The sequence below is a fragment of the Vibrio sp. MMH1-50 genome (genome assembly GCF_022347645.1).
Classification (GTDB): domain Bacteria; phylum Pseudomonadota; class Gammaproteobacteria; order Enterobacterales; family Vibrionaceae; genus Vibrio; species Vibrio harveyi.
Window position 1 is genome coordinate 1 of the sequence record NZ_JAKRGG010000045.1, and the last position, 20637, is coordinate 20637.

General features: G+C 44.7%; 19 protein-coding genes and 1 tRNA gene. 14 read left to right on the plus strand and 6 right to left on the minus strand.

Translation table 11 applies throughout. The features are described from left to right. Positions 1 to 22 precede the first annotated feature (22 nt). From MHO32_RS22555 to cobA, 7 genes are all read left to right on the plus strand, one after another. Positions 23 to 96 (plus strand) — tRNA-Cys (locus tag MHO32_RS22555). Between the two features lie 352 nt (positions 97 to 448). Beyond that, complete coding sequence (locus MHO32_RS22560) at positions 449 to 934, plus strand: hypothetical protein (RefSeq protein ID WP_009696661.1); 486 nt, start codon at positions 449 to 451, stop codon at positions 932 to 934. Positions 935 to 1060: 126 nt separating this feature from the next. After that, positions 1061 to 2413: a sensor domain-containing diguanylate cyclase gene (locus tag MHO32_RS22565; protein WP_239214173.1), complete on the plus strand. Its 1353-nt coding sequence runs from the start codon at positions 1061 to 1063 to the stop codon at positions 2411 to 2413. A 347-nt stretch (positions 2414 to 2760) separates the two neighbouring features. Next, on the plus strand, positions 2761 to 5325 hold the full coding sequence (gene nirB, locus MHO32_RS22570; RefSeq protein ID WP_239214175.1) for a nitrite reductase large subunit NirB: 2565 nt from the start codon (positions 2761 to 2763) through the stop codon (positions 5323 to 5325). Positions 5326 to 5338: 13 nt separating this feature from the next. After that, on the plus strand, positions 5339 to 5662 hold the full coding sequence (gene nirD, locus MHO32_RS22575; RefSeq protein WP_005387969.1) for a nitrite reductase small subunit NirD: 324 nt from the start codon (positions 5339 to 5341) through the stop codon (positions 5660 to 5662). Positions 5663 to 5845: 183 nt separating this feature from the next. Continuing rightward, positions 5846 to 6694 (plus strand): formate/nitrite transporter family protein, encoded by an 849-nt coding sequence (locus tag MHO32_RS22580; RefSeq protein WP_239214177.1) that lies wholly within the window; start codon positions 5846 to 5848, stop codon positions 6692 to 6694. 297 nt (positions 6695 to 6991) lie between these two features. Beyond that, entirely contained in the window at positions 6992 to 7750 is a 759-nt protein-coding gene (cobA, locus tag MHO32_RS22585; protein WP_009696658.1) for a uroporphyrinogen-III C-methyltransferase, read from the plus strand. Positions 7751 to 7771: 21 nt separating this feature from the next. On the opposite strand, the gene MHO32_RS22590 is transcribed toward cobA, so the two are convergent. After that, a complete protein-coding gene (locus MHO32_RS22590) occupies positions 7772 to 8212 on the minus strand; it encodes a DUF4174 domain-containing protein (protein WP_009696657.1) in 441 nt (146 codons plus the stop codon). Between the two features lie 127 nt (positions 8213 to 8339). On the opposite strand from MHO32_RS22590, the gene MHO32_RS22595 reads away from it, so the two are divergent. Beyond that, complete coding sequence (locus tag MHO32_RS22595; protein WP_005446941.1) at positions 8340 to 8828, plus strand: LabA-like NYN domain-containing protein; 489 nt, start codon at positions 8340 to 8342, stop codon at positions 8826 to 8828. 99 nt (positions 8829 to 8927) lie between these two features. Here the strand turns inward: MHO32_RS22595 and MHO32_RS22600 are convergent, their stop codons facing one another. Beyond that, complete coding sequence (locus MHO32_RS22600; RefSeq protein ID WP_005446939.1) at positions 8928 to 10259, minus strand: anaerobic C4-dicarboxylate transporter; 1332 nt, start codon at positions 10257 to 10259, stop codon at positions 8928 to 8930. Between the two features lie 389 nt (positions 10260 to 10648). Here MHO32_RS22600 and MHO32_RS22605 point away from each other — a divergent pair, with 389 nt between their 5' ends. Then, the gene (locus tag MHO32_RS22605; protein ID WP_239214180.1) at positions 10649 to 11389 is read left to right on the plus strand and encodes a siderophore ferric iron reductase; all 741 of its coding nucleotides are present in this window, start codon (positions 10649 to 10651) and stop codon (positions 11387 to 11389) included. 88 nt (positions 11390 to 11477) lie between these two features. Further along, entirely contained in the window at positions 11478 to 13649 is a 2172-nt protein-coding gene (locus tag MHO32_RS22610; protein ID WP_272492040.1) for a TonB-dependent receptor, read from the plus strand. A gap of 71 nt (positions 13650 to 13720) precedes the next feature. On the opposite strand, the gene MHO32_RS22615 is transcribed toward MHO32_RS22610, so the two are convergent. Continuing rightward, positions 13721 to 13909, minus strand: a complete 189-nt coding sequence (locus tag MHO32_RS22615; RefSeq protein WP_005446933.1) for a DUF2986 domain-containing protein — start codon at positions 13907 to 13909, stop codon at positions 13721 to 13723. A gap of 72 nt (positions 13910 to 13981) precedes the next feature. Here MHO32_RS22615 and MHO32_RS22620 point away from each other — a divergent pair, with 72 nt between their 5' ends. Both MHO32_RS22620 and MHO32_RS22625 read left to right on the plus strand, forming a co-directional pair. After that, a complete protein-coding gene (locus tag MHO32_RS22620; RefSeq protein WP_239214182.1) occupies positions 13982 to 14491 on the plus strand; it encodes a GNAT family N-acetyltransferase in 510 nt (169 codons plus the stop codon). Between the two features lie 240 nt (positions 14492 to 14731). Then, complete coding sequence (locus MHO32_RS22625) at positions 14732 to 15130, plus strand: nitrous oxide-stimulated promoter family protein (RefSeq protein ID WP_005446930.1); 399 nt, start codon at positions 14732 to 14734, stop codon at positions 15128 to 15130. A 7-nt stretch (positions 15131 to 15137) separates the two neighbouring features. Here the strand turns inward: MHO32_RS22625 and MHO32_RS22630 are convergent, their stop codons facing one another. Beyond that, entirely contained in the window at positions 15138 to 16523 is a 1386-nt protein-coding gene (locus MHO32_RS22630) for an MATE family efflux transporter (protein ID WP_047515842.1), read from the minus strand. Between the two features lie 52 nt (positions 16524 to 16575). Here MHO32_RS22630 and MHO32_RS22635 point away from each other — a divergent pair, with 52 nt between their 5' ends. Then, entirely contained in the window at positions 16576 to 17472 is an 897-nt protein-coding gene (locus MHO32_RS22635) for a helix-turn-helix domain-containing protein (protein WP_005446928.1), read from the plus strand. Between the two features lie 106 nt (positions 17473 to 17578). On the opposite strand, the gene MHO32_RS22640 is transcribed toward MHO32_RS22635, so the two are convergent. Beyond that, complete coding sequence (locus tag MHO32_RS22640) at positions 17579 to 18739, minus strand: MFS transporter (protein WP_005446927.1); 1161 nt, start codon at positions 18737 to 18739, stop codon at positions 17579 to 17581. Positions 18740 to 18915: 176 nt separating this feature from the next. Beyond that, positions 18916 to 19350: a thioredoxin TrxC gene (gene trxC, locus MHO32_RS22645; protein ID WP_038898968.1), complete on the minus strand. Its 435-nt coding sequence runs from the start codon at positions 19348 to 19350 to the stop codon at positions 18916 to 18918. Between the two features lie 165 nt (positions 19351 to 19515). Here trxC and MHO32_RS22650 point away from each other — a divergent pair, with 165 nt between their 5' ends. Continuing rightward, the gene (locus MHO32_RS22650; RefSeq protein ID WP_017189083.1) at positions 19516 to 20613 is read left to right on the plus strand and encodes a ketoacyl-ACP synthase III; all 1098 of its coding nucleotides are present in this window, start codon (positions 19516 to 19518) and stop codon (positions 20611 to 20613) included. The last annotated feature ends 24 nt before the right edge of the window (positions 20614 to 20637 follow it).

Consider the following 20637-nt stretch of genomic DNA (forward strand, 5'->3'; position numbering starts at 1 on the left):
AAGTTTCAATACGAAACACTATGGCGCCTTGGCAGAGTGGCTATGCAGCGGATTGCAAATCCGTGGACCTCGGTTCGACTCCGGGAGGCGCCTCCATTCTCTTTCTTGTTTCAATTCAGACCTCTGACCAATCGGTCGTGAGAATTCGCCTGTTCGTTGTGATTCTTCGATAAAAGTATCAATAACCTTTACATCTAACTCTTAATTCTATTTCACCCTGATTTTCGACTGGGCATAACTGCTCAACGATCCCAATTTGATCATTCAACTGTATTAACAGAACGTTGTTGTCTATAAACTATGTGCATTACTAAGGGCTAATTGATAACATCATATATTAACACTTGTTAATATATGAAAGTGTTAGTCTTTTTGCTCAGGAAGAGCGTATTCGGTTTATGGAGAAACACACGTGTTAAGACAATTGAGCAGGCAAATCGTAGTCTTGATGATGAGCACTGCATCTTATACTGCTTTTGCAGCGTCAATGGCAAGTTACCCAGAAGGGTGGCAAGATTGGCCCGTTGTTAAAGAGTCACAAAACCTACCTGCAGATACTGTCCTGCCGCCAGATACTTCACTATTTATTCAAGAATCCGTAAGAGCCTACAGCTGGATCAACAATGGTCAGGGGTCACCACTTACTATCCGAGTGAATCCGAACAAAATAGAGCAATACAAAACTCACGGTCCGTATACAGATGGACCGACGGCGGTGGCGATTTCAGAAGTAGAAGGTATCGTGTGGGTGACAGAACATATTGGAGGTATGGCAATTTATGGCAGCTATGACCGTAAAGGAAAAGACATTAGCCATTCACATCCTTCATTGGCGCCTTCGTTTTGTCAAAGTTGCCATACTACTTATCAGGACATCTGTATAAACGGTACTTGCGCAGAGCCCGTTTTGGATGTGTACAAAGATAAGCAGTAGTCCAAAGTGAGTAATCGAGTTTTCGGTTGGTTGACGATAAACCAGATGCTTTTTTTATCGCATCTGGTCTTAGTGATTTCCATTATTTCTGGGTTGTCCTATACGCGCTTCCAAAGTGAATGGGATATGCGTATCGAACATGCAGTGATTATGGCGAAAACGCATCTGTCTTCACAAATGACGTTTCTCTCCGGCTCTATAGCGGGTCGTAATTACGCAAACTTGATGATGCCTTCGACCAAAGAGAACTTCAGAGCCATCGATGGTCTATTGTTTGTTGAGGTCTTCGGCACATCAGATTACAAAGAACAAAAAGTGGCAGTTCGATATTTGGCACAATCCAATCAAGTGTGGCGAATTGATGTCAGCGATCAGGAGGTAAGGGCGCTCCAAGCGCAAAAGGGGAACCTTGAGCACATCTTGGCGGCGACGCCTGACACAGATGAAATTAAGCGTAATAAGCTCCAATACCTTATCAACAAAGCAAAGGTTGATTTAGAGGCACTACAAATCAGCAAGGGGCTCAATCAAGATACTAACCTGCCATGGACAAAAGATTATCTTCGACAAACCGACTTCTACTACGATGCCAATCTATCGGTGCTTCATGTTTGTCTGCCTTTAAGAAACGTAAACGGTGGCTACATTTGGGCGGTATTAGATGCAAGTAAACTCGACACTATCAAAACGACGCTAATTAAAGAGCTGCTTAATGAGGCGTTAATCGCTTCGTTAATCTCTATGGTGATGATATACATGGTCACCATGTGGATTGTTAGCCCACTCAAGCGTCTTTCAATGTCGATGAAAAAAGACATTGAAAAGATCGACCAATCGTATATTCCTGAAATTCAGCGTTCGGATGAAATTGGTGACTTAGCTCGTTCATATTCCAGCTTGATTACGAAAATCAAAAACCAGTTGCGCGTTCTTCGTCAACAAACTGATGCTGATGCCTTGACGGGATTAGGGTCGCGTTACTTGTATAAACGTACTGCACCACTGTTTGTTCAGCAAACGGTAGGTAGTATGAATTATGCCTGCTTCGTTTTGTGCGATATCGATAACTTTAAAAAGTTTAATGATACATACGGACATATCGAAGGGGATAACACGTTATGTGATGTTGCTGAACTCTTTCGCTCGTTTTTAGGTAAGGACCAACCGTCGTTTCGATTAGGCGGCGAGGAGTTTGCCTTGCTTGTTTACGGGAATACCTTAGATGTGCTTCAAGCAAAAGTAGAACATTTAAGACAAGCCGTTGAGGCTTTAGCCATTCCACATGCCAAAAATCTTCCATCACAAGTTGTGACCATTTCAGTAGGGGCAGTGCCTTTGACAAAAATAACGCCTTATCCGAGTGGGGATGCATGCGAGAAAGCACTCGAACAAGCCTTTGAGGTTGCGGATAAGAACTTATACCTAGCCAAAGATAAAGGACGCAACGTTGTGATTATGGACAAACCAATTGAAATATAATCAGCACAGCCTAATGGTGTAAAAGAGTAGGGCTTACTCTGATCTAGTTTTATCGCATCATAAAATGTTGAATTTTTTCAAACAAATTCAATACTGCTAAACCGTTTTCAACACGTACCAGCCAAATAGATTCATTTATGAAGAAATGTTAAGAGTTTATCTTCTCGGTGATGAATTACTACACAAAGATGTAGCAAATTTACCGTTAGACCCTTTTAAATCGAGGGTTTCAACCTATCTACCCCTTTAGGGTAGTTTGATTCCGTAATTGATTTACATCATGTATTAATTTTCTTTCACATTTAACAATGCGCTCAGTTATAAGAACCTAACCCTTAGGAAGTACAATGAGCAAGTTGAAGCTAGTAGTCATCGGTAACGGTATGGTAGGCCACCGTTATATCGAAGACTTAGTCGAGAAAGCTGATATGTCTAATATGGACATTACGGTTTTCTGTGAAGAACCTCGTGTCGCATACGACCGTGTGCACCTTTCCTCTTACTTTTCTCACCATACTGCAGATGAACTTTCTTTAGTGAAAGAAGGCTTCTACGAGAAACACGGCATTAACATGTTGATCGGTGAGCGTGCGATTAATATCAACCGTGAAAACCGCATTGTTTACTCAAGCACTGGTCGTGAAGTTCAATACGACAAGCTGATTCTTGCTACTGGCTCATTCCCATTTGTTCCACCTATCAAAGGTCACGAAAGCAAAGACTGTTTTGTTTACCGCACTATCGAAGATCTTAAAGCGATCGAAGCGTGTGCGAAGAAGAGCAAATCAGGTGTTGTTGTCGGTGGTGGTCTGCTAGGTCTTGAAGCAGCTGGCGCATTGAAAGCACTAGGTGTAGAAACGCACGTTGTTGAGTTCGCACCAAAGCTAATGGCTGAGCAACTTGATCTAGCTGGTGGTAACCAACTTCGTCAAAAAATCGAGCGCATGGGCGTGAACGTTCACACTAGCAAAAACACGCTTGAGATCGCGGCAGAAGGCACAAATGCGCGCAACGTTATGCGTTTTGCTGACGGTTCAGAGCTAGAAACAGACTTCATCGTATTCTCCGCAGGTATTCGTCCACAAGACAAACTAGCGCGCCAAATGGAGCTAGAAGTGGCACCTCGTGGCGGTGTTGCTATCAACGACCATTGTCAGACTTCTGATGAGAACATCTACGCCATCGGTGAGTGTGCGTCTTGGAACGAAATGTTCTACGGCCTTGTTGCTCCTGGCTACAAGATGGCGACAGTTGCCGTTGATCACCTGCTAGGTAACACAGAAAGCAAATTCGAAGGCGCTGACATGTCTGCGAAGCTGAAACTTCTTGGTGTAAAAGTAGGTTCAATCGGTGACGCGAACGGTCGTACCGAAGGCTGTAAGAGTTACGTTTACCAAAACGAAGAGCAAGAAGTTTACAAACGTCTTATCGTTTCTGAAGACAACAAGAAACTGCTTGGCGCGGTTATGGTCGGTGACACCTCGGACTACGGCGACCTGCTTCAACTTATGTTGAACGAAATCGACCTGCCAGAGCACCCGGATGCGTTGATCCTTCCTGCACACGCAGGCGCTGAGAAACCAGCACTAGGTGCAGACGCTCTACCAGAAAGCGCAGTAATCTGTTCTTGTTTCGACGTAACAAAAGGCAAGATCGCACAAGCGGTTGCTGATGGTCACCACACATTGGGCGACATCAAAGCCGTGACTGGCGCAGGTACAGGCTGTGGTGGTTGTATTCCTCTAGTCACTTCTGTTCTAAATGCTGAGCTTGCTAAATCTGGTATCGAAGTGAAGAACGACGTGTGTGAGCACTTTGCATACTCACGCCAAGAATTATTCCACTTAATCCGCATTGAAGAGATCAAAACGTTTGATGAGCTTCTAGAAAAATACGGTAAAGGTTACGGCTGTGAAGTTTGTAAACCATTGGCTGGTTCTATCTTGGCTTCTTGCTGGGGTGAGCACATTCTTAAGCCACAACTGGTTAAGCTGCACGACACGAACGATAACTTCCTAGGTAACATCCAAAAAGACGGTACTTACTCTGTGATCCCACGTATGGCGGGTGGTGAAGTAACGCCTCAAGCACTGGGTGCGCTAGCGAACGTTGCTGCTGAATACAACCTGTACACCAAAGTCACTGGTGCTCAACGTATTGGTCTGTTTGGTGCTCAAAAAGACGATCTTCCAGAGATCTGGCGCAAGCTTATCGACGCTGGTTTCGAAACAGGTCAAGCGTACGCAAAAGCACTTCGTATGGCGAAGACCTGTGTTGGCTCAACGTGGTGTCGTTACGGTGTTCAAGACTCTGTTGGTCTAGGTTCCTACATCGAGAACCGTTACAAAGGCATTCGTACTCCTCATAAGATGAAGTTCGGTGTTTCTGGCTGTACTCGTGAGTGTGCGGAAGCACAAGGTAAAGACCTTGGTATCATCGCGACTGACGCAGGTTGGAACATGTACGTATGTGGTAACGGCGGCATGAAACCTCGTCACGCAGACCTACTAGCAAGCGACCTAGATAAAGAAACGCTAATCAAGTACATCGACCGCTTCATGATGTTCTACATCCGTACTGCTGCACCACTACAACGCACATCAGTTTGGATGGAAAACATGGAAGGTGGCGTTGACTACCTACGCGAAGTGATTGTTAACGATAAGCTTAGCATCAACGCGCAACTAGAAGCAGACGTAGCGAAACTTGTCGACGAATACGAGTGTGAGTGGACTGCGACTATCAACGACGAATCACAACTGACTCGCTTCGCGCACTTCATCAACTCTGACAAGCGCGATGAAAACGTCGTGTTTGTACAAGAGCGTGAACAGCACCGCCCAGCAACCTTCACGGAAAAACACCCTGAAGCGAAAGGCGACATCCTACACGTAGCGATCACTGAAGCATAAGGGAAGGTTGATTATGTCATTTGAAAAGATTTGCCAAATCAGCGACATCGTACCGGGCACAGGTGTTTGTGCACTGGTTGATGGTCAGCAAGTTGCGGTATTTCGCCCAACACAAGCAGAAGAAGTGCTGGCGATCAGCAACACAGACCCGTTCTTCCAATCAAACGTGCTTTCTCGCGGTTTGATCTGTGAGCACCAAGGCGAGCTTTGGGTGGCAAGCCCACTTAAAAAGCAGCGCTTTAACCTGACTACAGGTGCGTGCATGGAAGACGAGCGTTTTAGCGTGAAAGCGTACAAAACGCGCGTAACCAACGGCGAAGTAGAGATTTCTGCATAAGCTTGGTTTCCATTCCCTCCTCTAAGGGGGAGGGAATGAACCGAGATCTAGATTTAATAGGTAAAGGCTTTCCAGAGTCATCTGCGGGGGACAGGGAAGCGAGATGTTAGTGAGTTAACGGGAAGCCTTTCTCTATTCAATCTTTAATTTTTTAACTTTCACTTTTTGAATAAGGACACATTCATGTCTACTGATTTTAAGCCTACAGAATTCGTTCAAACCATGATCAACGTGGGTGAAGCGAAAACCAACACCAGTACTCGCGATTTGTTACTCCGCGGTACAATGGCGGGTATCATCCTGTCGCTGGCGGTGGTTGTGGCTATTACGACTATCGTACAAACGGGCGTGGGCGTTGTGGGTGCGCTTGTCTTTCCAGTTGGTTTCGTGATTCTAAGTGTGATGGGTTACGACCTAGTAACAGGTGTTTTTGGTCTGGCTCCTCTAGCTAAATTTGCAAACCGTCCTGGTATCACTTGGGGTCGTATCTTCCGTTGTTGGGGTTTGGTTGGTTTGGGTAACCTAATCGGTTCTCTAATCGTTGCTTACCTAGTGGCTATCTCTCTAACAGGTAACTTCTCTCTAGAATTGAACGCAGTAGCGAAGAAATTCGTCGCTGTTTCTACAGCACGTAGTCTTGGTTTCGAAAACATGGGTATGGACGGATGGATCACGTGTTTCGTTCGCGGCATCTTCTGTAACCTAATGGTGTGTCTTGGCGTTATCGGCAACATGACTGCACGTTCAGTGTCTGGTCGTGTAGCAATGATGTGGTTCCCAATCTTCATCTTCTTCGCACTAGTATTTGAGCACACAGTGGTAAACATGTTCCTATTCCCACTAGGTATGATTCTAGGTGCTGATTTCGGTATTGCGACTTGGTTGAACTTCAACCTTATCCCAACCATCCTAGGTAACATCGTTGGTGGTCTAGTGATGACTTGTATTCCACTGTACCTAACTCACGCTAAAACTGCGCCTTCTATCAATGTTGAAGAAGAAGTAAAAGCACAGCCTGCAATGGCTAAGTAATTGAGGTTTATTGCCAATATTAGGTAATGAACAAGTCGGGACTCTCTTTGGGCTTGAACTGAGAGATTCCCGACTACGCTCTTTCGTCGCTTTCGGGAATGACTCAAATAGGAGCAATTCAACAAGTACTGCTCATCTAATGCGATAACAAGCAAAGCGAAAAGCCTGTCATTCCTTAGATGAAGGAACTCCAGAGCAGGGAACCTCGTTCCCATATACTAATAAGCTATTTGGCTATAAAAAGCGTTTCTTTGTCAGAGTCTCTCTTTATATCTAAATTTTTCAATAGGCGTTGATATGACAACTGTTAACTCATCTTTAAACAGCGGCTTTGTTTCTCTTGTTGGTGCAGGTCCGGGTGATCCAGATTTACTGACAGTAAAGGGCTTAAAAGCCATTCAAGCAGCCGAAGTTGTGGTGTATGACCGATTGGTGTCGAAAGACATTCTAGAATTGGCTCACGCATCAGCAGAGATGATCTACGTAGGTAAAAAGTTGGACTTTCACTGCGTGCCTCAAGATCAAATCAACCAAATCTTGGTGCAAAAAGCGCAAGAAGGTAAACGCGTTGTACGTCTAAAAGGCGGCGATTCATTTATCTTTGGTCGTGGCGGTGAAGAGCTAGAAGAGCTAGCAGAATTCGGCATCAAATACGAAGTGGTTCCGGGTATCACAGCTGCTGCGGGTGCAACGGCTTACGCAGGTATTCCATTAACGCATCGTGACCACGCGCAAAGCGTTCAGTTCATTACTGGTCACGTACAAAAAGATGGCCGTGAGATTGAATGGCACTCGCTAGCGCAGTCAAACAACACGCTTGTGTTCTATATGGGGTTGAAACAAAGCGGTCATATCATGGATAAGCTTATCACACATGGATTAGACCCAGAGATGTCATGCGCTATCATTGAAAACGGCACACGTACAGAGCAGCGTGTATTCCAAGGTAAGCTGAACGAGCTATCTAATATGGCAGAACAAGCAGTAAGCCCTGCGTTGATTGTGGTTGGCAGCGTGACGCAATTGCACAGCAAATTGGACTGGTTCGGAAAGTAACTGAAGACTTAGTCTTAAGTATTAGATCGCGCAAGGACTGCGTTTCTGTTGCATCTCTCTTTTTCGCATTGGCATTTCATCGATCAAATCGTTGATGAACTGCCAATCAGTCTTCGCACCCCAGCGATGTTTCTCTTCTCCGTCTTTACCCAAAAGAATCGCAGTGTGTTGACCTGCTTTGACTTCGTAGAGAGCGGCCAGCATTTTCAAATCGAACTCTTCTTTTAACCATGAAGGTTCAGTAAAACCGTCCTCTGCAATCACTAAAGTGATCACATCGCGGTCTTCCAATTCACATTCATTCATCAAAGCTTCGAGCAAAAACTGTTTTACGTGGTCGTCATTCGCAGGGGCAAAGTAAAGAACACTGCGATGTGGCCAGTACTGTGAGTGTGCTGGATAACCAAACGCATTGCCTGATATGAGGCATGCAAGCAAAAGGGCTAACGTCGACTTGTTCATGGCTCCCTCCTTGAAACGCGAGACTTCGTTTATCACGTTATACGGTAAGTTTAGTGGAATTAGCTCATTGTGCTTTGGTCCAAAGTGGCATAGGGTATGCGGCAAACAAATAAAGCGTATTAAATAGATGAACTCTGAAAGCAAACAAAAGATCGCAATCTTAGTCGACGTACAGAACGTGTATTACACCTGTCGTGAAGCGTACCGCAGCAATTTTGATTACAACCAGTTTTGGTATGTCGCGACACAAGGAAAAGAAGTGGTGAGTGCGCGTGCCTATGCCATTGCGAGCAATGACCCAAAACAGCGTCAGTTCCACCATATTTTGCGTGGTGTTGGGTTTGAGGTGATGCTTAAACCTTATATTCAACGTCGTGACGGGAGCTCGAAAGGCGACTGGGATGTAGGTATTACACTAGATGCGATTGAGATTGCGCCGGAAGTGGATGAAGTGGTTCTGGTATCTGGCGATGGCGATTTTAGTTTGTTGGTGGAACGCATTCAGCAACGCTTTAACAAGAAAGTTACAGTGTATGGCGTACCAAAGTTAACTTCCCAAACCTTGATTGATTGCGCGGACCATTTTGTTGCTGTGGATGACGACTTTCTTCTTTAACTTCTTCTCGCTGTATAGCTTTGAGAATAAAGAAAGGGCGAGTCACTTCAGGCTGTACGTTAACGTACAATGACTCGCCCCAAACTATAAGTTGGTTAGTTACGAAGGAATGATCATTTGTCCTAGCACGTAACCCAAGCAACAAGCACCAATCACACCAATTAAACCCACAGACATGAATGAGTGGTTGAAGTACCACTTGCCAATCTTAGTCGTACCTGAAGTATCGAAGTTTACTGTTGCGATATCAGAAGGGTAGTTAGGGATAAAGAAGTAGCCGTAAACCGCTGGCATTAAGCCGATAAGCAGTGCAGGGTCCAAGCCTAGTCCGAGACCAACAGGTAACATCATACGCGCTGTTGCTGCTTGAGAGTTCACTACTACTGATACGATGAATAGCGCGAGTGCGAACGTCCAAGGATAGTTGGTTACCATTTCAACAATGCCGGACTTGAATTGAGGCATCGCGTATTGGAAGTAGGTATCTGACATCCATGCAATACCGAAGATAGCAATTGCTGCCACCATGCCGGATTTAAAAACTACGCCGTTTGGCACGTCACGTGGGTCGGTTTTGGTCGCAAGCAAAATGATACCGCCGAAGCAGAGCATCATCATCTGAATAACCACCGCCATGCTGATTGGCTTCGCGCCATCGACGATGGTTCGTACTTCCGGCCACATCGCAATAACGACGATCACAAGAATCGACAGAATGAACAGCAAAACAGAGTTGCGTGCGCTCGCAGGAAGCACTTCGTCCAAAGAAGTTGCCGTTGTGTTTAAGATTTTCTCACGCCAAACCGGATCTTTTAGACGCTCTTGGTACTCTTCGTCATCTTCAAGCTCTTTACCGCGTTTCAAGCTGTATAGCGACATCAACAGCGTACCAAACAAGGTTGCTGGTACTGTTACGAGAAGAATCGATAGCAAGGTGATTTCGTGTTGAATGTCAGACAGCTGTGCTAGGTAGTAAACCACAGCGGCTGAAATTGGTGATGCCGTGATTGCGATTTGAGAAGCAACGGATGCCGCAGCCATCGGACGCTCAGGGCGAATGCCATTTTTCAACGCAACGTCGCCAATGATTGGCATGATGGAGTATACCGCGTGACCAGTACCAAGTAGAAAGGTCATAAAGTAAGTGACGAACGGTGCAATGAGGGTAACGCGCTTAGGGTTCTTACGCAGTACGCGCTCGGCTACCTGCAACATGTATTTCAAACCGCCAGCAGCTTCAAGAATGGAAGCACAAGTAACCACCGCAAGGATGATCAGCATTACAGTGACGGGTGGGGAGGTTGGTGGCATCTTGAAGATAAAAACCTCAATGACCAAACCAATACCTGAAACAACACCAAGACCAATGCCGCCATACCGTGAACCGATATACAGCATCACGAGCAAAAATAGAAACTCAAGATACAACATGTTTAATTTCCTTATTAGAAACAGGGACTTTTATTGTTTCTATATTCAAGAAAAAAATACTTAGCCTTGTTCACATTCCATTTCATAGGAAATAGTAATGTCTAATAATTGGGAATAACTCACGCTACGGAGCCAAAGTGTTACGCTGCCTTTGAGCTGGTGTTGTTGGAATGTTTTTATCCACTAGTTCTGACGTTAAACCGAACCATTTTGGTGCATCTTCGAGGTTTAAGGTTTGTTTTGCTGCCGTTTATTTGCGGCTTTTTATTGATTTTAATGCTCTGTAGCACGTCAAAGTGATATGGCGTAAACATTACTGATAATTATTTGCATTGAGTGCTTGGCTTGCGTATAACTGCGTTCAAACAAAAACGTACGTAAACACAACAATGTCTGAGCATTTTTTTCCGCAACTCTTCCATTACTCAAAGGAAGTCACGCCATTCTTACATGGCAGTATTGGTGAGATTGGTGCTAGTGCAATCCATATCGATAACGACATCAATCCAATTGTACAATCACTCTATCAATCGCTTTCTCAAGCGCATCCTGAAGCGGGTAAAGCCTATTGGCTAACTCGAACATGGGACCTGCTTTGTTGGCAGCCTATGTATGTGGCATTCATTTCGATCTATGGATTTCACACTTTGCCAAATCTACGGGGGATGGGGCAATACGTGCAGCGGGGGTTTGTCACGGGTTACCGCTTTGCTGATGAACAGCATATTCATGGTGAAATTGAAGAACTGATTGTCGAAGCTGGTAAGCAAATACGTGCACTTTATGACTTCTATCAGATTCAAATGAGTGATTGGACTCGCATACGCCCGGGCTTTACTCATCAATTGATGTCTGATGGTGTGATGGCATGCTTGATTCGACTCCAGCAACATTTTCCTCAATTTAGTGACGAGCTCATTCACCAGCATGCCAAGTTGTGGTTGGAAGCACTTGGGTTAAGTTCTGAAAATACATCATCCCTGTACGCTTTTTCAGACGAGCGTCCTTTGAAATTAGTCCGAAAAAGCTGCTGTTTAGTCTACAAATGTGAAGGGCGAAAACTGTGCGAAGATTGCCCTCGAACAGAGGAAAATAAGCAACTCGTCAAATCTCGAAGTGTCGCAAGGTAACAAACGTATAACATATGTAACAGTGCTCGATCTATGATTGAGAATGAGTATTATTGTCGACTCTGTAATTTATAAAAAGATAAAGACAATGATAAAAAGGAAGTTTTCTTTAAATCTCATCATGCTTGCGATGAGCAGTGGCTATGCAATTCAAGCGCTTGCAGAAGAATCTAACATAAGCGAACAAAGTAATGCGGATGAACAAGTAGTAGTGGTTGGCAGTGTTATGCCTAAGTCCATTTCAGACATTCCGGGTACGGTTTGGTTCGTTGATCAAGAGCAGATCGCTCAACAATACCGAGCAGGAAAAAACCTAGGTGACATCTTATCGGCAACGATTCCGTCATTAGACGTTGGTACGGGTGGTCGAACTAACTACGCGCAGAACCTCCGTGGGCGTGCAATGTTGGTTATGATCGATGGGGTGTCATTACAATCCTCACGCCCAATCAGTCGTCAACTCGACGCGATTGACCCATTCAATATTGAACGTATTGAGGTGTTATCCGGTGCGACATCGATATACGGTGCCGGCGCAACGGGTGGTGTGATAAATATTGTCACAAAGAAAGCGACGTCAGATGAACTTGCATTTGAATCTTACGTGAGCGGTACGACTGGTTTTAATGGTGGTGACGATTTTGATTATAAGGTTGCCCAATCTGTCTCTGGCGGAAACGACAAAGTAAGTGCGCGTGGTTCGGTGGTGTACGGCGAAACTCAGGGTTTCTATGATGGTAATGGTGACATTGTCACGCCGGACATCTCACAAGGTTCACTGCAGTACAATTCAACGCTTGATGTGATGGGCTCTGCGGAGATTCAAACGTCAGATGAAAGCCAACTTAGCCTAGTTGCGCAATACTATGATAGCCAACAAGACTCACCTTATGGTCTGTACATTGTGGGGCGCGATTTCGTCGATGTACGTAAAGGATTTGAATCTGACCGCCAACACGGTACAGAACGTGTTCTTCTTAGCGCAAGTTACAGTCATGAGTCTGTATTAGGTCATCAATTGATTGGTGAGTTGTCCTATCGAAGTGAAGACCAAACTTTCACACCATATTTCCAAAGTGCTTCTCAGCAAGAAACAGAGGTTTTTGCAGGGCGTCTGGCGTTAGCGAAGAATTGGAACGATTTTAATCTTATCTATGGTATTGATGCTTATCTTGATCGTTTCGACAGTAACCAAGCACTCTTCGATTCGACGATTGCTAATAATTCTGGAAACTTGATAAACAAGACGTATGCACAAGTTGGTCGTTACCCTGGTGTAGACGTGTCTTCTTACGCATTGTTTATTCAAGGGGACTACCAAATTACTTCGGATTGGTCTGTACAAGCAGGTTATCGCCATCAATACATAGATAACAAAGTTGATGACTTTGTCGCTTATAGTGTGCAGAAGAAGATTGCTGCAGGAGCGGGAACGTCGGCTGATTCAGTACCAGGTGGCAGTACAGATTACTCAGTTAACCTATTCAACCTTGGCACTATCTATCGGTTGAATGATGAGTCGCAAGTTTGGGCAAACTTCTCCCAAGGTTTCCAATTGGCGGACCCAGCGAAATACTATGGTCAGGGCAGTTACGATGCAGTAGATGCAAATGGTCATTACGCACTAAAAGACAGCATCAATGTATCTGATTCTAAATTGTCAGGCATTAAAACGGACAGTTACGAAATTGGTTACCGTTTAGATAAGGAAGCGTTGTCTCTTCAAGCAGCGGGTTATTACTCGTTGTCAGATAACTCAATCAAATACGACCGTAAAACTTTGCTGATTACCAGTGTGGATGACGAGCAACGTGTGTATGGTGCGGAAGCAAACATCAACTACTGGGTAACCAGCGATATTCTTGTTGGTGCTTCCGGTCATTATGTCGTATCTGAACTGAAGACCAATGGTAAATGGGAAGGTTTGAGTGCTGGTAAGGCAAGTACATCTAAAGCGAACGCTTGGGCAGCATGGTACCAAAACGATTACTCTGTGCGTCTACAAAGCCAAACTATGTTCGATTACGAAGATGATGCGAACAACAAGTTAGATGGATACACAACATTTGATTTGCTAGGCAGCGTGATACTGCCTGTTGGTCAATTAGGATTCGGAATCCAAAACCTGTTTAACGAGGATTACACCACGGTGTGGGGACAACGTGCGCAAATTCTATACGCAACTCACTATGAGTCTGCTGCTTATGACTATAAGGGAAGAGGTCGTACGTTCACGCTTAACTACAGCCTTGAGTACTAAAAGTCCGTATCTGAGATACAAATAAGCACGTTAAATTTGGATAAAAAAAGCCGCGTTATGCGGCTTTTCTTTTATGCTTCGTCTGTTGCTTGAGTTTCTTCAGTGGCTTGTGAAGTTTGCTCATTAGCTTGCTGTTCCGCTTCCATCTTCGCGCGTTCTGCTTTTGAGATGTAGCGAGGCTTATTGCTCTTATGAAGCTTTGCATTTTGTTTTTTCTGCTTCGCTTTTAAAATCGAATTAATTTTCTTCTTGCGGTTCATGGTGTTGGTCCTTTAATTTAGCGGGGCAGGATAGTGATTTTTCCGCCAAGTTACAACCCTAATGGATTCCCTATGAAAACACTTACTACCAAGCGCCTCACACTGCGTCTTGTCAGTGTAGAAGATGCGCCGTTTATTTTAGAACTCTACAACCAGCCAGACTTTTATCGTTTCGTCGGTGACAAACAAATTCGAACCCTAGAAGAAGCCAAGCGTTACATCCAAGATAACATGTTAAGAATGCAGGAACTTAAGGGTGTCAGTTTGCTGGTGGTTGAAACCAACCATGATAAACAGCCAGTTGGCATTTGTGGTTTGGTTAAACGCGATACATTAACAGCGTTTGATATTGGTTACGGTTATCTGCCTAGCGCTTATGGCAAAGGTTACGCGAAAGAAGCCGCAAGTGTCGTCGTGGATTTTGCTCGTGAGCAAATGAATGTAGAAAACTTGGTCGCTATCACCAATAATGACAATATTCGCAGTATAAGTTTGCTAGAAAAATTGGGTTTTCAGTTTGAACGCGTTGAGCAGACTTACGATAATGGTCGAACTTTACAGCTCTATACGATGGAGTTGTAACCAGATAAGTAACTTAAAGCCTTATTGTTAAGGTCTCTGGGTTATACTAAGTAACCTGAGATACTAGGTTCAGCGTGAATGACTTAGTTTTTTAGTCAAACAAATGGCTACGTCAAACAACTTGGAAAGAGCTTGCTATTACACGGTTTAGTTTTCTTTGCTCTCGAATCAATGATAGGGCTCTGAATCCTGCATCTTGAAGTCACTTGGGTATGAATCTGTTTTAGTTAGAGGAAAAAAATGAGCGACATTTTGTTAGGTAAACTCGCCACTGAATTTAAAACCGTCAAGGCGATGGTCGAGGTTTACTGTAAAGACCACCATGGCACAAAAGGTGAGCTATGCGCGGAATGTCGCGAATTGTTAGAATATGCGGAAGTTCGGCTTGATCGTTGTCCTTACGGAGAAGACAAGCCGACTTGCAATAAATGCCCAATACATTGCTACAAACCCGAGCCTAAAGAGCAAATGCGTTTAGTGATGCGTTATTCAGGACCGAGAATGTTACTCAAGCATCCGATCTTAGCGATTCGGCACTTGGTGCATGAGAAGCGTGAGGTTCCAAATAAACCAGCTGCCAATGTGTCGAATCGCCACAAACGAATGAGTGCAGAACGCGAAGCCAAGAAGCCTAGTTAAAAACGTACTAAGAAGTCGTAACAACGGTGAGATTCTTGATCCAATACTTTTGCGTGTATCGACGATAACACAGTGCCAATTTCACTACTTCTTCTGCGATCATTAGTGCGTAAACGTATTTAAACTCCCAGTCTAAGACGAACGCGGCGACGGCGCACAAAGGCAATCCAGTCATCCACATCGCGATAAAGTCCATGCGTAAACAAAAGACGTTATCGCCACCCGCTCGAATAATGCCGTTTATGATGATCATGTTGAGCATGCGGAGCCAAATCGCGCTACATAAAATCACGACTGCGGGTGCCGCGAGTGGGTAAAGTTCTGAGTTATCTAGGTTCAATGCTGCAATGATTAACTCTCGATTTAGTAGCAGTAATGCGCCAATCGAAATACCAAACACAAACACCGCTTTAATGAAGAAGCTTGCCATGTGCTGAGCTTGTTCAAACTCATCACGCCCTAACGACTGCCCAATCATCACTGAACACGCAACAGAGATTCCAAAAAAGATGGAGTAACACAGAGATTCAAATGGACCTAACATGCTAAACACCGCGAGTTCTGTCGTGCCCATGTGACCAAAAATCATTTGATACACCATCGTACCAATGGCCCAAAGTAGCGCGCCTAAGGTCATTGGTAATGCCAAACGGCGATAAGAGAGCCACAAAGAGGGGCGTTCAGCCCCTTCTTTTACTTCCAATAACCAATGTTTACGCCAACGCATATAGCCAATCATGGCTAGTACTTGGAATAAGCGAGAAATCGTCGTCGCTAATGCCGCACCTGCAACACCCATTGCAGGTATACCTAGCCCGCCTTTAATGAGCCAAAAGTTCAGAGCGATATTGAGCACAATAGTCATTGCTCCCATTAATAGCGGAGTGACGGTGTCACCAGAAGAGCGCATGCTGGCTTCTAATACAATAATGATGTGAGTCAGTAGCAACACAGGGAACGCATACCAAAGGTAGGTAGAACCAAGGTCAATTACTTGAATATCGCTGGTTTGCAGGCGCATGATCACTTCGCTGCCAACTGTGATAATTAGAGTGACAGGAATAAGCACCTTTAGACCAAAACGAATCGCAATACCGGTGACGGTTTTTGCACTTACGGCATCGTCTCGTCCCCAATATTGCGCAACAAGTGTGCCATTTGCAGATGCTAAACCTGCCATGATCATAATGGCGACAAAATGCCATTTTGATGCAATTCCCACAGCCGCGGTTGCTTCTTTACCAAAATCGCTAACCATGAGAACATCGGCTAAGGCAAGTATTGCTACCAAAGCACTCTGGATAGCGACAGGAAAACCCAAACGGACAATCTGCTTAAGTAGTCCGTTATATAAAGGGTTAGCACTATTTTTGATACCAATGTTGTTTGCCATAGTCACTCCTCAAATTTTGAGAGGAATATAAAGCGTATAGGAAAGGAAATACATGTGTGAAAAACCACAAAAGCTGTGCAAATCCGTCATTGGGCAATTTGCAACCAAAACGGAATGGCAAGATGACGTGTACTTGGCTCCTGCATGTAAGGAACGCTTTCTTACTTTGACAGAGATTCCTGAGTGGCATCGTGCAGACATTTTTATGGCAGGCTTGGCTGAGTTACGTGATGGTTATCATGTCGAAAGAAACAAAGTTGGTGTGCATACTTTGTTGTTTACGGTTGAAGGTGGTGGCGTTCTGATAACCCCCGATTCTGTCAAAGAGATAGAACCTTATACGCTGACCATTTTGCCTGTCGATACGTGCTTTCGGTTTGAAATGAATCCTGACAAAGATCATTGGAAAATGGTTTGGCTACTACCTCAGAATGCAGGTTCTTGGCGGCATCTGTCGGATCTTGGTCAGACGGTCATGCCTTTCCAAGGTTCAGAGCAAATTTGGGCGTTAATGACCTTGCTCTACAATGAGATAGGCGGTCGTACTGGTTTTCGTCAGTTATTGATCAGCGAAGTACAACGTTTAGTCAAAAGCGTCGAAACGCCTATCAGTAGCTCGCTTTCTCGCGTTCAAACATTATTTAATGAAGTGGAAGGGCAACTGCACCTACCTTGGACGGTCGCCGAGATGGCAAAGCGATGTTTTATAAGTGAAGAGCAGTTTAACCGACTGTCCAAACAATTATTCAACATGAGTCCGAGGAGCAAGTTAATTGAGCTTCGCATGCACAAAGCGGCGGACTTATTACAGTATCCAGCTTGGTCGGTTGTCATGATAGCAAACCGATTGGGTTATCGTGATCCTTACAACTTCACGCACCGATTTAAAAAGTTCTACGGCAGTTCGCCAACACGTTATCGCAAGAAATTATTGGAGAATCAAAACTAATGAGCCGGTTTAATTCCCCAATGATTTAAAGAGTAGAGTATTTCAGAAACAAAAAAACGAGGGCATGAACCCTCGTTTCTTTTGTCTGGTTGGGACAGGTTAAAAATTACAAACCTGCCGCCATTTGGTGCTTGGATTTAGTTGCTGCGATTAGCATGTAAATGCAAGTTGCAAGTAATGCTGCAAATAAGTAGCCCAACAAACCGTGCATTTGACCCATAAATTTATCAGCAACCACTGGACCTGCTACTGACCCCACGCTGTAGCTAAACAACATGACTTGCGTTGCAGACACGATGAAACGCTCGTCTAAGCCTTCACAACCTAGGTTAATCGCTATTGGGTATAGAGCGAATGTCGCCATGCCTAATAGGAACAACGCCACTGCCAACACCACCGCTGACGAAGAAATGAAAGTCAGTCCGATAGAGAAAATGCCAAGGATGCAGAAGAACGCCATTAGTACAGTACGTGCCATGTACTTGTTTAAGGTTGTCACCATAGGTTGAACCAACATACCGCCCAGAATCACTAACGCCATCAAAGTACCAATGTCTTGGTGGCTGATTTTACGGTTTGCGAGCTCTACTGGCATCAGACCGTAAATTGCTCCCAGAGTAAGACCAGAAACAACGCAACCAATGATTGCAGCGTGGCTTAGTTTAGAAATCTGTTTGAACGACAGTGCAGTAGACTCATGGCTGTTTGGTTGCTCACAGTCGATAAATAGTAGCACTAGCATCGCCATCAAGATCAGTGTCGTGATGGCAACAAAAGGGACGCCACCACTTACGCCAAGAATGCCAATGCCAAATTGACCAAGCGCAGAACCGCCGTACAAAGAAAGCATGTATAGACTCAAACGTTTAGCGCGTGAGGATTCATCGCCAGACATTAGCCATGATTCTACGATGACGAATACGCCCGCTACTGCGATGCCCGCAATAAAGCGTGCAAATAGCCATACCATACCATTAGGAATAATCGGCAAAACGATGATCGTCAGAGAAAAGGCTGCCAAGCTACCGACAAACGCTTTACGGTGTCCAACGCTGCGAACGATTCGCTCAAAGAACATGGCACCAAACAATAGACCGCCATAGAACACACTCGCCAACCAACTCGCATAATCAGCAGAGATGTTGTATTCACCAAGCATAAGAGGGATCAAGCTCATCAAATAGCCTGATGCCACTGCATAAAGAGACAGTGCTACGACAGGAACTGTGACTCGTGGTGATGCTGCAGGAATGGCTGTGTTTTCCAATGTTTTGCGCCTATAAGTTAAGTAAAAATCAGGGGTTATTCGGCGCGAATATGAGGCTAATTAATAGGCAAGTAAAACGATATATTTGAGTCGTTTCGACAAAAGTTATTTATCGAAATTCTATGAGGAAATGCTGCATAAAAACGCCAGCCCGAGAGCGAGGCTGGCGACGGGGTTTATTTGTTAAGTGCTTGATTTAGCCAATGATCGAATTGAGTTTTTGGTAATGCTCCGTTGATCATGTCAACGCGTTGTCCATTCTTAAAAACCATGATGGTAGGGATACTACGAATACCGAATTGAGCCGCCAATTGTTGTTGAGCTTCAGTATCAATCTTGACAAAACGAGCGTTTCCGGTCTGTTCTTGTGCGACATCCGAGAAAACAGGAGCAAAACCAACGCATGGATTGCACCATGGCGCCCAGAAATCAACCACAACTGGAGTGTCACTCTCTAGTAGTGCTGAGAAGTTATCGATGGTGCCTTCTACAGGCGCACCATCAAATAAAGCGTTCTTACATTTACCGCAACTTGCAGCTTCTGCAACTCGCTCATTAGGGACACGATTTAAACCGCCACAAGACGGGCAACGAGTTTTAAACGATGACATGACTTCTTCCTTTATGACAACTTGATGAAAACATGACTTACCAGTCTGCTTCATAATTTGTATACTTATTTTTTAGCCTGCCGAAATACGATATGACAGGTTTGTATTTGGACCCGAACAGGTTCTAAGAAATTTCATTAAAATACAACAATAAATAGGTCTGCGATGACAAATTACTACGCTGAAATTACTGGCTGGGGAAAATGCCTTCCACCAGCTTCGCTCTCTAACGACGACCTTAGCACTTTCCTTGAAACTTCAGATGAATGGATTCGCACCCGTACTGGTATTGAAAACCGTCGCATTAGCCACGTAAATACGTCGGACATGGCAACGGTAGCTGCGCAACATGCGATGGCTCGTGCTGGCGTGGAAGCGAGTGACATCGACCTTATCATTGTTGCGACATGCTCTCCTGATTCTCTTATTCCAAACATTGCCTCTAAGGTGCAACAAAACCTTGGTATTCGCTCTGCTGCCGCGTTCGATTTAAACGCGGCGTGTACGGGTTTTGTCTACGGTCTTGAAACTGGTACGCGTTTGATCCAGTCGGGCAACTACCGTAATGCGATCATCATTGGTGCGGAACGTCTTTCTTTCTACATCGACTGGGCAATGCGTGATACGGCAGTATTGTTCGGTGATGGCGCTGGTGCAGTCGTTCTGACACGTACAGAGCAAGAAACGGGTCTTCTGCAATCACAAATTGGTTGTGATGCAAAAGGGCGAGACATTCTCTCTGTTCCTAAGTTTGGTACATGCATGGACCGCTTCGCTGAAGACAACGGTTATTGGGATTTCAACTTTGTTGGTCAAGAGATCTTTAAACGCGCAGTTAAAGGCATGGGGCTGGCTGCGAAAACGGTTCTGAAAGCTTCAGAGTTAACTACAGATCAAATCGACGTGGTAATCCCGCACCAAGCGAACATCCGTATCATCCAAACGCTGTGTGACCTTTCTGGTATCCCACAAGAAAAAGCGTTCGTGAATATTCAAAACTACGGCAACACATCAGCAGCAACAGTGCCAATCGCATTGTGTGAAGCTCTTGAGCAAGGTCGCGTGAAGCCAGGTGATAACATGTTATTGGCTGCATTTGGCGCTGGTTTGACATGGGGCGCTGCTGTGTTGAAATGGGGTGACCGCGTAACGCCAATTGGCGAAAGTGAAGCGGCATTACCAGAAAGCGATAAGACCGCATTAGAACTTCTAGAGCGTGCAATCAAGCTATGTAATGAACGACCACGCAGCGAAGACGCTTAAATGAGATATCAAACTCAATAAATG